This is a genomic window from Kitasatospora sp. CB02891 (assembly GCF_002803145.1).
GTDB classification, from domain to species: domain Bacteria; phylum Actinomycetota; class Actinomycetes; order Streptomycetales; family Streptomycetaceae; genus Kitasatospora; species Kitasatospora griseola.
Window position 1 is genome coordinate 288072 of the sequence record NZ_NNBO01000007.1, and the last position, 12903, is coordinate 300974.

A 12903-nucleotide genomic window follows, 5' to 3' on the forward strand; every position below is an offset into this window, starting at 1 on the left:
AGGACATCCATGGCAGCCGAGCCCCGCCGCACCGAGTCGGGCCTGCCGATCGAGCCGGTGTACGGCCCCGAGACCCTGGCCGGCTTCGACGCCGCGAGCCGGCTCGGCACCCCCGGCCAGTACCCGTTCACCCGCGGCGTCTACCCGACCATGTACACCGGCAAGCCGTGGACGATGCGCCAGTACGCCGGCTTCGGCACCGCCGCGGAGTCCAACGCCCGCTACAAGCAGCTCATCGCCAACGGCACCATGGGCCTGTCCGTCGCCTTCGACCTGCCCACCCAGATGGGCTACGACTCGGACGCGGCGATCTCGCACGGCGAGGTCGGCAAGGTCGGCGTCGCCGTCGACAGCGTCGAGGACATGAACGTCCTGTTCGGCGGCATCCCGCTGGGCGAGGTCTCCACCTCGATGACCATCAACGCGCCCGGCTCGCTGCTGCTGCTGCTCTACCAGTTGGTCGGCGAGGCCCAGGGCGTGCCGTCGAACCGGCTCACCGGCACCATCCAGAACGACGTGCTCAAGGAGTACATCGCCCGCGGCACCTACATCTTCCCGCCCAAGCCCTCGCTGCGGCTGATCGCCGACGTCTTCCAGTACTGCCGGGCCGAGATCCCCAAGTGGAACACCATCTCCATCTCCGGCTACCACATGGCCGAGGCTGGGGCGAACCCCGCGCAGGAGATCGCCTTCACCCTCGCCAACGGCATCGAGTACGTGCGCACCGCGGTCGCCGCCGGCATGGACGTCGACGACTTCGCGCCCCGACTCTCCTTCTTCTTCGTCTCCCGCACCACCCTGCTGGAGGAGGTCGCCAAGTTCCGTGCCGCACGCCGGATCTGGGCCCGCGTCATGAAGGAGGAGTTCGGCGCGAAGAACCCCAAGTCGCAGATGCTGCGCTTCCACACCCAGACCGCCGGCGTCCAGCTGACCGCCCAGCAGCCCGAGGTCAACCTCGTCCGGGTCTCCGTGCAGGCGCTCGCCGCCGTCCTCGGCGGGACGCAGTCGCTGCACACCAACTCCTTCGACGAGGCGATCGCGCTCCCCACCGAGAAGTCCGCGCGGCTCGCGCTGCGCACCCAGCAGGTGCTCGCCTTCGAGACCGACATCACCGCCACCGTCGACCCGTTCGCGGGCTCCTACGTGGTCGAGGCGATGACGGACGAACTGGAGGCCGCCGCGCTGGAGTTGATGGCCAAGGTCGAGGACATGGGCGGCGCCGTCGCGGCCATCGAACAGGGCTACCAGAAGGGCGAGATCGAGCGCACCGCGTACCGCATCCAGCAGGAGCAGGACTCCGGCACGCGGACCGTGGTCGGCGTCAACCGCTTCCAGCTCGCGGCGGAGGAGCCGTACGAGCCGCTCAGGGTCGACCCAGCGATCGAGGCGCAGCAGGCGGAGCGACTGGCGCGGCTGCGGGCGGACCGGGACTCGTCGGCGGTGGACCGCTCGCTCACCCTGCTGCGCAAGGCGGCGGAGGGGACGGACAACGTGCTGTACCCGATGAAGGAGGCGCTGGCGGCTCGCGCGACGGTCGGCGAGGTGTGCGACGCGCTGCGGGGCGTGTGGGGCACCTACGTGCCGGTGGACCGCTTCTGAGGGTCGCGCCCACGCGCAGGTCGCTGTTAAGGCGAAGAGGGGTGCCGGGGAAGGATCCCCGGCACCCCTCGACTGCGTTCTGCGGACTACTTCTTGACGGCGAAGGACTTGAAGAAGCCCTTGCCCGGGGAGCCCAGGCCGGTGGCCGTGTCGTAGCCGGCGGCGGCCGAGAGGCCGAAGTCGGCGCCGATCTTGTAGAGGCGGACCTTCAGGGCGCCGTTGACGACGCCGAGGTCGACGACGTTGCCGCGCTTGGTGCGGACGGCGTTGTCGTCCACGTCGTGGAAGGCGTTGGTGGCGGCGCGGTCGTACAGGGCCGGGTTGGCGAAGCCGAGGGCGCGGCCGCCGCGGGCCTCGATGGCGTTGGCGAACATGGCCGCGGTCTCCGGGGCGGAGACCGAGGTGCCGCCGAAGCCGCCCTCGCTGTAGGCGCCGTCGGCGGTGAAGCCGACCAGGGTGGCGGCCACCAGGTCACCGCTCATCGCGATGTCGGGGGTGGCGCGCAGCGGGGTCTTGGACGTGCTGCCGTCGGCCGCGGTCCGGCTGATGCGGTCCGGGACGACGCCCTGCTGGTACCACGGCTGGGCGAAGTCCTTGGAGACACCGCCGCCGCCGCCGAAGTAGAACGTGCCCGGCATCGGGGTCCAGGACTTCTGGTCGGCGGAGAGCACCGAGCGCAGGTCGCCCATGGAGACCTCGTGGCCGTACTTGCCGGCCTTGTCGTTCAGCTGGAGGGCGGTGCCGCCGACCGAGGTGACCCACGGGGACGCGGACGGCCAGTCGGCCTGCGCCTGGTTGGTGTCGGCCTCGCAGTTGACGCCGGTGGCGGCCGCGCCCGGGGAGCTGTCGCCGCAGTCGCCGGAGGAGAAGGTGAAGCCGATGCCGGTGAGGGCGCCCAGCTGGAAGATCTGGTTGTCGGCGGCCACCACGGCGGGGTCGATGTCGCCGGACTTGCCGTGCATGATCTCGCCCCACGAGTTGGAGACGACGTCGGCGAGGTGCTCGTCCACGACCTTGGCCATGGCGTCGTAGAGGTCCTCGTCGTAGCAGGAGTTGCCGCCGACGTAGACGACGTTGGCGTCCGGCGCGAGGCCGTGCACCATCTCGACGTCGAGCGCCTCCTCGCCGGCCCAGCCGGCGGGGCCGCCGCACTCGGCCTCGTGGACCCACTTGTCCGGGGTGACGTACTCGGTGTACTGGCCCGGCTTGAACGGCTGGTCGCCGTGCAGGGTGGAGAAGTGGTTGGCGTCCTGCTCCATGGTGGACAGGCCGTACGCGTCGATGATGGCGACGCGGGCGCCCTTGCCGCCGACCTTGGCGTCGGTGACGCCGTAGGCCTTGCGGAGCTGGGAGGGGACGTACGAGCAAGGGGCGAACGGCTCGTTCTTCTCGTAGCCCTCGGGGGCGCCCTTGGCGGTCTTCGAGCCGTAGCCGTCCTCGGAGCAGGTCGCGACGGTCGGCAGGGTCGCCGGGTCCTTCTTGTCCGGGCCGGCGAGCTTGGCGGCGGCGTTCAGGCGCTGCTCCGCCTCGCGGACCGAGGTGGCCGAGGAGACGTTCTTGTGGATCGAGTCGGCCAGGCCGGAGACGGCGAGGACGGCGTCGGAGACGGCGGCCGGCACCTTGGCGTCGGCGGTCGGCGCCCGGTGGGTGCCGTCCGCGGTGCGGTAGTTGTGGAAGCCGGTGCCGAACGCCTTGGTCATCGCGGCGGTGGAGCCGGCGACCTGCACGTAGTGGGCGTTGGAGGCGGAGACGGTGAGGCCCGCGGCGGACACCCAGTCGGTGACGGCCTTGACCTGCTCCGGGGTGGCGCCGAACTTCGCCTGGACCTGAGCGGACGTCAGGTACTGGCCGTAGCTCGGGGACTTGGGGTCGGAGACGGCCCGGGCGAGGGCGGCGAGGCCGCTCGCGTCGCGGCCGGCCAGGTAGATCCGGGCGGTCGCCGGGGCGGCGGCGTCGGCCGCGCCCGCGTCGGCCTGCGGGGTGGCCCACTCCGGGTGGGTGCCCGGCAGGGCGCGGGCGGTGTCGCCCACGGGGGTGGCGGCGGTGGCCGGAACGGCCGCGCCGAGGGTGGTGATGATCAGTGCGGCCGCGACGGTGGCCGGAGCGATGCTCTTGGCGAGCCGATTGCGCGTGATGGGCACGTCGGTCCCCCCTTCTCGGTTCGATGGAGCGTCAGCCGCCCTTCGTGAGGGCGTGACGAGGCGCGCCGCAGGCGGACTGTCCCACCCCACTGCGGCACCGGAGTTGACTGTGCGACAGCTGTCTATTCGGACTGATGTGCGCCGCTCAAGAGTGAGGCCGAAAGATTTACCCGGCCATGACCCGATCGGGGGGAAGGGTTGGTCGCGGGCGGGGCGGCGGGCCCCGGGGGAGTGGTCACCGTGTCCGGCCGCCGGTGCAGGTCGTTGCATACGAAGGGAGCCGAACACAGGCGCGGGCCGAATCGGAGAGTCATACCCACCGTGGATCCCGGTATGCATCCAAACGGTGAGAACTTTGGTGGAAGAGGGGCCAAAAGCCTCTCACCGGCCTAGTCTTGTCAAGGTGAACGATCCTCAGCCTGCAGCCGCTGCCACCGTCACCGCCGTCCGCCCGCTCGCCGCCCTCCGGGCCCGAGTAGCGGCCCACCAGGCCGAGTTGATCGACCTGCGCCGTGATCTCCACCGGCACCCGGAGCTCGGCCGCCAGGAGTTCCGCACCACCAAGCTGCTGCGCGAGCGACTGGTCGCCGCCGGGCTGGAGCCGCGGGTGCTCCCGGGCGGCACCGGTCTGCTGGTGGACCTCGTCCCGCCGGGCACCGCGCCCGGCACCCCGCTGCTGGCGTTCCGCGCCGACATCGACGCGCTGCCGATCGACGACGCCAAGAAGGACGTCCCGTACCGCTCCACGGTGCCCGGCCGGGCGCACGCCTGCGGGCACGACGTGCACACCGCGGTGGTGCTCGGCACCGCGCTGGTGCTGGCCGAGGCGCTGGCCGCGGGGGAGCTGACCCGTCCGGTGCGGCTGATCTTCCAGCCGGCGGAGGAGACGATGCCGGGCGGCGCGCTGGACGTGATCGCGGCCGGCGGGATGAAGGGGGTCGGGCGGATCTTCGCGGTGCACTGCGACCCCAAGGTGCAGGTCGGCCGGATCGCCCTGAAGACCGGGGCGATCACCTCGGCCTGCGACAAGGTGATGATCAGCGTGGACGGCCCGGGCGGGCACACCGCCCGCCCGCACCTGACCACCGACCTGGTCACCGCGGTCGCCAAGCTGGCCGCCGAGGCGCCGTCCGGGCTGGCCCGCCGGATGGACCCGCGCTGGGGCGTCTCGCTGGTGTGGGGGCGGATCGCGGCCGGCTCGGCGCCGAACGTGATCCCGCAGCACGCCGAACTGGAGGGCACCGTGCGCTGCCTGGAGCTGGCGGGCTGGCGGCAGGCGCCGGAGGTGCTGGAGGAGCTGGTCGCGCACCTGGCCGAGACGTACCGCGCCAAGTGGACGCTGAACTACCACCGGGGCGTCCCGCCGGTGGTCAACGAGGCCGACTCGATCGACCAGCTGGAGCGTGCCATGAACGAGCGGTTCGCCGAGGGCCGCGGCCCGGTTGTGGAGCCGACCGAGCAGAGCCTGGGCGGCGAGGACTTCTCCTGGTACCTGGAGCACGCGCCGGGCGCGCTGGCCCGCCTGGGCGTCCGCAGCCCGGACGAGAAGGGCGTCCGCGACCTCCACCAGGGCGACTTCGACGCGGACGAGCGGGCGATCGCCATCGGCGTCGAGCTGTTCGCCTCGCTGGCCCTGGAGCACGCCCGGATCTGAGCGCGCACCGGGGCGGGCCCCCTTCCCGGAGAGTCGTTCGCGCGGCCGGATCCGCCGCGCGAACGACTCTCCGGGGAGGGGGCCCGTGCCATGGGCCGGGGCCGACGGCCGGGGCCGGCGGGGCCGCTCCGGCGGGTGCGGGGAGGCGTGTTCCGGGGTAAGGGGCGGAGGCGTACCGTGGTGGCGCGCTACCAGCCAGTAGCGGAACGGGAGTTGAACAAGTGTGCGGCTATGTCCGGATTTGCCCGGGCGTACGACCACATTTTGATAACAACCCCGGGGCCTGTGCAGGCCGTAACACAACCGTGTTCTACGCGCGTTACGGTGGCGCTCGACCACGCCAACCGGGTGTGTGAGAAGGAGAAACTCCCTTGCGCCGTTCACTCAAGCTCGCCGCGGCCGTGCTCTCGGGTTCCCTGGGCATCGCCTCGCTCGCCGCCTGCGGCGCAAAGAGCACCGACAACAACACCGCCGGTGCCGGCGGCGGCTCCGGTCTGAAGGTCGGCATGGCCTACGACATCGGCGGCCGTGGGGACCAGTCCTTCAACGACTCCGCCGCGCGTGGTCTGGACCAGGCCAAGTCCGAGCTGGGCGCCACCATCAACGAGGCCGAGGCCAAGTCCGGTGAGTCCGAGGCCGACAAGGAGCAGCGCCTGAAGTCGCTGGTCAACGGCGGCTTCAACCCGGTCATCGCGGTCGGCTTCATCTACCAGGACGCGGTCAACAAGGTCGCCAAGGACAACCCGAACGTCAAGTTCGCGATCGTCGACTCGAACTCGCCGGACCAGCCGTCCAACGTGACCTCGCTGACCTTCTCCGAGGAGCAGGGCTCCTTCCTGGCGGGCGTGGCCGCGGCCAACAAGTCGAAGACCAAGCACGTCGGCTTCATCGGCGGCGTCCAGTCCGAGCTGATCAAGAAGTTCGAGGCCGGCTACACCGCGGGCGCCAAGTCCGTCACCCCGGACATCACCGTCGAGGTCACCTACCTGTCGACCCCGCCGGACAACACCGGCTTCGCCGACCCGGGCAAGGGCAAGCAGGCCGCGCAGGGCCAGCTCGACAAGGGCGCGGACGTCATCTACTCCGCCGCCGGCTCCTCCGGCAGCGGCTCCATCGAGGCCGTCGCCACCGCCCCGGGCAACAAGTGGGCGATCGGCGTCGACTCCGACCAGGCCAACCAGCCGGCCCTGTCGAAGTACAAGGACCACATCCTCACCTCGATGCTGAAGAACGTGAACACCGCGGTGTTCTCCTTCATCAAGTCGGCCAAGGACGGCAACGCCCAGGGCGGCGTGAAGAACTTCGACCTGAAGGACGGCGGCGTGTCGCTGTCCGTCACCGGTGGCTTCATCGACGACATCAAGGCGAAGATCGACGCCGCCACCCAGCAGATCACCAGCGGCGCGACCAAGGTCCCGACCGTCCCGCAGGGCTGATCCCCTGCCGGTGCGCCGCCCGCCCGCCGGGCGGCGCAGTGGTCTGACACATCTCACGGAAGGGGCTCGGACGGGATGCGCGCTGCGCATCCCCCGGGCCCCTGCCCATGCCGCACCCCGGTGTCCGTCCGGCGGCTGCACCACCCCAGGGTTCCCTCTTGAGCCTCCAGCGCGACGAAGCGCCCGACGACCAGCAGGAGATCGCCATCACCCCCTCCGACTCCGCCTCCCCCGGCGGCATCCCCAGCGCGGGGACGGCGACACCGGCCGTCGAACTGCGCGGCATCACCAAGCGCTTCCCCGGTGTGGTGGCCAACCACGACATCGACATCACCGTGCAGCGCGGCACCGTGCACGCCCTGATGGGCGAGAACGGCGCCGGCAAGTCCACCCTGATGAAGATCCTCTACGGGATGCAGAAGCCGGACGAGGGCACCATCGCCATCAACGGCGAGCAGGTGGTCTTCGCCACCCCGGGCGACGCGATCGCCCGCGGCATCGGCATGGTGCACCAGCACTTCATGCTGGCCGACAACCTCACCGTCTGGGAGAACATCGTCCTGGGCAGCGAGAAGCTGTACGGCATCGGCGCGAAGGCGAAGGCGAAGATCCGCGAGCTGTCCGACCAGTACGGCCTCGGCGTGCGGCCGGACGAGCTGGTCGAGGACCTCGGCGTGGCCGACCGGCAGCGCGTGGAGATCCTCAAGGTGCTGTACCGCGGCGCCCGGATCCTGATCCTGGACGAGCCGACCGCGGTCCTGGTCCCGCAGGAGGTCGACGCGCTGTTCGACAACCTGCGCGAGCTCAAGGCCGAGGGCGTCACCGTCATCTTCATCTCGCACAAGCTGCACGAGGTGCTGTCGGTCGCCGACGCGATCAGCGTGATCCGCCGCGGCACCACGGTCGGCGACGCCGACCCGAAGGCCGTCACCGCCCGCCAGCTGGCCGAGCTGATGGTCGGCGCCGAACTGCCCTCCCCGGAGAGCCGCGAGTCCACCGTCACCGACGTGGAGATGCTCCGCGTCGAGGGCCTGCGGATCGCCAAGCCGGACGCCGAGGGCGTCGAGCGCGTGGTGCTGGACGACATCTCGCTGCGCATCCACAAGGGCGAGATCCTCGGCATCGCCGGTGTCGAGGGCAACGGCCAGGCCGAACTGGTCGAGGCGATCATGGGCATGCTGCCGCTGGACGCCGGCACCGTCACGCTGGACGGCGCCGACCTGACCGGCACCCGCACCCGGGCCCGCCGCGAGGCCGGCATCGGCTACATCCCGGAGGACCGGCACCGGCACGGCCTGCTGCTGGAGGCCCCGCTCTGGGAGAACCGGATCCTCGGCCACGTCACCGAGCGCCCCAACTCCAAGGGCGCGCTGCTCGACCCGGCCGGCGCCCGGGCCGACACCCAGCGGATCGTCGAGCAGTACGACGTCCGCACCCCCGGCATCGAGGTCACCGCGGCGTCGCTGTCCGGCGGCAACCAGCAGAAGCTGATCATCGGCCGCGAGATGAGCCACGACCCGAAGCTGCTGATCGCCGCCCACCCGACCCGCGGCGTGGACGTCGGCGCGCAGGCGCAGATCTGGGAGCAGATCCGCTCCGCGCAGCGCGAGGGCCTGGCGGTGCTGCTGATCTCCGCCGACCTGGACGAGCTGATCGGCCTGTCCGACACCATCCGGGTGATCTACCGCGGCGCGCTGGTCGCCGACGCCGACCCGGCCACCGTCACCGCGGAGGATCTGGGCACCGCGATGACCGGCGCCGCCACCGGCCACATCGTCTCCGACACCGGCACCACCGGCTCCGACCGGGTTCCGCCCACCGACACCGCCGATTACGTGCAGGCGGGGGAGTAGCCACATGACCAGTCCCAACCCCCCGGCTGCAGAAGCGGCCGACCGGCCGCGCAAGCGGCAGATCGACCTGGAGCGGATCGGGCTCGGCCTGGCCGCGCCCGTGCTGGCCGTGCTGCTGTCGGTGATCATCGCCGGCACGCTGCTGGCGGTCTCCGGCCGCGACCCGTTCGGCGCCTTCCGGATCATGTGGAACTACGGCACCGCGTCGGACGGCCAGGTCGCCGTCCTGAACAAGGCGACCGTGTACTACCTGGCCGCGGCCGCCGCCGCGTTCGGGTTCCGGATGAACCTGTTCAACATCGGCATCGAGGGCCAGTACAAGCTGGCCATGATGATGGCCGCGTTCGTCGGCACCCAGATCGACCTGCCGGCCTTCCTGCAGATCCCGCTGCTGCTGATCGTCGCGATGTTCGTCGGCGGCCTGTGGGCGTCGATCGCCGGTGTGCTGAAGGTCTACCGCGGCGTCAGCGAGGTCATCTCGACCATCATGCTGAACGCCATCGCCACCGCCGTGATCGGCGTGCTGCTGGTGCCGGGCATCCTGGCGCCGAAGACCGGCGGCACCACCAACTCGATCCAGACCGCGAAGATCTCCGAGTCCAGCCACTTCTTCTCGATCGAGACCCAGGGCGGCACCCTGTGGGGCTTCATCGTGATCGCGGCGCTGGTCGGCGTGGTCTTCCACTTCACCCTGAACCGCACCCGGTTCGGCTTCGACCTGCGCGCCACCGGCCGCTCGGAGACCGCCGCCAAGGCCTCCGGCGTCAACGTCAAGCGCATGGTGATCACCTCGATCGTGGTCTCCGGTGCGCTGGCCGGCCTGGTGGGCCTGCCCGAGCTGATGCAGAACACCCCGTACTTCGGCCAGAACGTGCAGGTCGGCCTGGGCTTCATCGGCATCTCGGTGGCGCTGCTCGGCCGCAACACCCCGATCGGCATCGCGTTCTCCGCGCTGCTGTTCGCCTTCCTGGACGCCTCCGGCGCCCAGCTGCCCACCCGGGGCGACTACCCGGCCGAGATCATCCCGGTGATCCAGGGCACCATCGTCATCTGCGTCGTCGTGGCCTACGAACTGGTGCGCCGCTTCGGCCTCAAGCGCCAGCAGCAGAAGGTCGGCGCCGAGCTCGCCGCGCAGGCCGCCGCCACTGCGGCCGCCCAGAAGGAGGTGGCGGCATGAGCACCACTGTCGCCAAGCCGACGTCGTCCGTCGCGCCCGCGAAGAAGAAGTCCAAGCTGACCTGGCCGGTGGTGCTGCTGCTGATCGCGGCCGCCCTGCTGCTGTTCGCGGCGATCGGCGCGATCACCGGCAACCACGGACTGACCTCCTCGGGCCAGATCGGCGCCGCGGTGTCCTCCGCCGTGCCGATCGCCATGGCCGGCCTCGGCGGCCTGTGGGCCGAGCGCGCGGGCGTGGTCAACATCGGCCTCGAAGGCATGATGGTGGCCGGCACGTTCTGCGGCGCCTGGGCCGGCTTCCTGGTCAACCCGTGGGTCGGCCTGCTGGCCGGCATGGCGGGCGGCGCGGCCGGCGGTCTGCTGCACGCGCTGATCACCGTCACCTTCGGCGTCGACCACATCGTCTCCGGCGTCGGCATCAACCTGCTGGTCCCCGGCATCTGCGCGTACGTCAACCGGATCTACTACAAGGACTACGTGGCCGACGGCGCCGGTGCGAACCAGTCGCCGCCCGCCGAGTCGCTGCCCACCTTCACCGTCCCCGGCCTGTCGAACTGGCTGGACGGCATCGAGCAGCACCACTGGTTCCTGGTCTCCGACGTGGCCGGCATCGTCCGCGGCCTCACCACCGAGCTGTCGGTGGTCACCCTGATCGCCGGCGCGTTCCTGGTCGGCAGCTACTTCGTGCTCTGGCGCACGGTGTTCGGCCTGCGGCTGCGCTCCTGCGGCGAGAACCCGACCGCCGCCGAGTCGCTGGGCGTCAACGTCTACAAGTACAAGTACCTCGCGGTGATCTCCTCCGGCGCCTTCGCGGGCCTCGGCGGCGCGTACCTCTCGCTGGTCGCCGCGCACTTCTACCGGGACGGCCAGACCCAGGGCCGCGGCTTCATCGGCCTGGCCGCGATGATCTTCGGCAACTGGATGCCGGGCGGCCTGGCCGCCGGCGCGGGCCTGTTCGGCTTCACCGACAGCCTCCAGTTGCGCGACGCAGACTCGGTGCACGTGCTGCTGCTGGTGGTCGCCATCGCGATGGCGGCGCTCGCGCTGTGGCAGTTCTACCGCCGCAAGTTCACGGCCGGCGCGATCAGCCTGGTGGTCGCCGGCGGCGTCGCCCTCTGGTACGCCACCACCGACGCCGTCCAGCGCCCGCTGATCGTCGCCACCCCGTACGTGATCACCCTGGTGGTGCTCGCGCTGGCCGCCCAGCGACTGCGGATGCCCAAGGCCGACGGCCAGATCTACCGCAAGGGACAGGCCAAGTGACGCCGCCCCCGACCGCGGACGCGGTGGACTGGGAGGCGCTGCGGGAGGCCGCCCGCGCGGCGATGCGCCACGCCTACGCCCCCTACAGCAAGTACCCGGTCGGGGCGGCGGCCCTGGTCGACGACGGCCGCACGGTGACCGGCTGCAACGTGGAGAACGCCTCCTACGGCCTCGGCCTGTGCGCCGAGTGCGGCCTGGTCTCCGCGCTGTACGCCACCGGCGGCGGCCGGCTGACGGCGTTCACCTGCGTGGACGGCGCCGGCGAGCTGCTGATGCCGTGCGGGCGCTGCCGCCAGCTGCTCTTCGAGCACGGCGGCCCCGACCTGCTGGTCGAACTGCCGTCCGGGGTACGGCCGATGAGCGAGGTCCTGCCGGACGCGTTCGGGCCGGACAAGCTGTAGCTTCTGCTGGCTGATCACTTTGTTACGCGCGTAGAGTGTCGCGGGAGGACATCCCGCGGCACTCTTCGCATTTCACACCTCTCTGGAGCACCTGCATGGACGCCATCTCCGTCATCCGGGCCAAGCGCGACCGGGGCGAGCTGACCGACCCCCAGATCGACTGGGTGATCGACGCCTACACCCGCGGCGAGGTCGCCGACGAGCAGATGTCCGCCCTCGCGATGGCCATCCTGCTCAACGGCATGACGGCCCGTGAGATCAGCCGCTGGACCGACGCGATGATCCGCTCCGGCGAGCGCATGGACTTCTCCTCGCTCGGCGTCCCCACCGCCGACAAGCACTCCACCGGCGGCGTCGGCGACAAGATCACCCTCCCGCTCGCCCCGCTGGTCGCCGCCTGCGGCGCCGCCGTCCCGCAGCTCTCCGGCCGCGGCCTCGGCCACACCGGCGGCACCCTCGACAAGCTCGAATCCATCCCCGGCTGGCGCGCCCTGCTCTCCAACGACGAGATGCTCGCCGTCCTGCGCGACTGCGGCGCCGTGATCTGCGCCGCCGGCGACGGCCTGGCCCCCGCCGACAAGAAGCTCTACGCCCTGCGCGACGTCACCGGCACCGTCGAGGCCATCCCGCTGATCGCCTCCTCGATCATGTCCAAGAAGATCGCCGAGGGCACCGGCGCACTCGTCCTGGACGTCAAGGTCGGCTCCGGCGCGTTCATGAAGAACCTCGACGACGCCCGCGAGCTCGCCCGCACCATGGTCGGCCTCGGCCGCTCCGCCGGCGTCGCGACCGTCGCCCTGCTCACCGACATGTCCACCCCGCTCGGACTCACCGCCGGCAACGCCCTCGAAGTCCGCGAATCGCTGGAGGTCCTCGCCGGCGGCGGCCCCGCCGACGTCGTCGAACTCACCCTCGCGCTCGCCCGCGAGATGCTCGCCGCCGCGGGCGTCCACGGCAAGGACCCGGCCGACGCCCTCCGCGACGGCTCCGCCATGGACCACTGGCGCCGCATGATCACCGCCCAGGGCGGCGACGTCGACGCCCCCCTCCCCGTCGCCCGCGAGACCCACGTCATCCCCGCCCCCGCCACCGGCGTCCTCACCACCCTCGACGCCTACGCCGTCGGCGTCGCCGCCTGGCGCCTCGGCGCCGGCCGCGCCCGCAAGGAGGACCCGGTCCAGGCCGGCGCCGGCGTCGAACTCCACGCCAAGCCCGGCGCCACCGTCACCGCCGGCCAGCCCCTCCTCACCCTCCACACCGACACCCCCGAGCGCTTCCCCTACGCCATCGAGGCCCTGCACGACGCCATCACCATCGCCCCCACCGGCACCGGGTTCACCCCGGCCCCGATCGTCCTGGACCGGATCGCCTGACGGTTCG

General features: G+C 71.4%; 9 protein-coding genes. 8 read left to right on the forward strand and 1 reads right to left on the reverse strand.

What is annotated here, in order from left to right; genetic code table 11:
- Positions 1–9 precede the first annotated feature (9 nt).
- Positions 10–1599: a methylmalonyl-CoA mutase gene (locus tag CG736_RS18305; protein ID WP_100587254.1), complete on the forward strand. Its 1590-nt coding sequence runs from the start codon at positions 10–12 to the stop codon at positions 1597–1599.
- Between the two features lie 86 nt (positions 1600–1685).
- On the opposite strand, the gene CG736_RS18310 is transcribed toward CG736_RS18305, so the two are convergent.
- Positions 1686–3740, reverse strand: coding sequence for a protease pro-enzyme activation domain-containing protein (locus CG736_RS18310; RefSeq protein ID WP_198520543.1), 2055 nt, complete (start codon positions 3738–3740; stop codon positions 1686–1688).
- Between the two features lie 403 nt (positions 3741–4143).
- On the opposite strand from CG736_RS18310, the gene CG736_RS18315 reads away from it, so the two are divergent.
- The 7 genes from CG736_RS18315 (at position 4144) to CG736_RS18345 (ending at position 12896) form a co-directional block, all read left to right on the forward strand.
- Entirely contained in the window at positions 4144–5394 is a 1251-nt protein-coding gene (locus CG736_RS18315) for an amidohydrolase (protein WP_100587256.1), read from the forward strand.
- A gap of 371 nt (positions 5395–5765) precedes the next feature.
- A complete protein-coding gene (locus tag CG736_RS18320) occupies positions 5766–6830 on the forward strand; it encodes a BMP family protein (protein ID WP_100587257.1) in 1065 nt (354 codons plus the stop codon).
- A 107-nt stretch (positions 6831–6937) separates the two neighbouring features.
- Positions 6938–8683 (forward strand): ABC transporter ATP-binding protein, encoded by a 1746-nt coding sequence (locus tag CG736_RS18325; protein ID WP_369880216.1) that lies wholly within the window; start codon positions 6938–6940, stop codon positions 8681–8683.
- A 4-nt stretch (positions 8684–8687) separates the two neighbouring features.
- Positions 8688–9860 (forward strand): ABC transporter permease, encoded by a 1173-nt coding sequence (locus tag CG736_RS18330; RefSeq protein ID WP_100587258.1) that lies wholly within the window; start codon positions 8688–8690, stop codon positions 9858–9860.
- The gene (locus CG736_RS37850; RefSeq protein ID WP_100587259.1) at positions 9857–11122 is read left to right on the forward strand and encodes an ABC transporter permease; all 1266 of its coding nucleotides are present in this window, start codon (positions 9857–9859) and stop codon (positions 11120–11122) included. The genes CG736_RS18330 and CG736_RS37850 overlap by 4 nt, the downstream gene beginning before the upstream one ends.
- On the forward strand, positions 11119–11523 hold the full coding sequence (locus tag CG736_RS37855; RefSeq protein ID WP_255419012.1) for a cytidine deaminase: 405 nt from the start codon (positions 11119–11121) through the stop codon (positions 11521–11523). Before CG736_RS37850 ends, CG736_RS37855 begins: the two co-directional genes overlap by 4 nt.
- A 95-nt stretch (positions 11524–11618) precedes the next feature.
- On the forward strand, positions 11619–12896 hold the full coding sequence (locus tag CG736_RS18345) for a thymidine phosphorylase (protein ID WP_100587260.1): 1278 nt from the start codon (positions 11619–11621) through the stop codon (positions 12894–12896).
- The last annotated feature ends 7 nt before the right edge of the window (positions 12897–12903 follow it).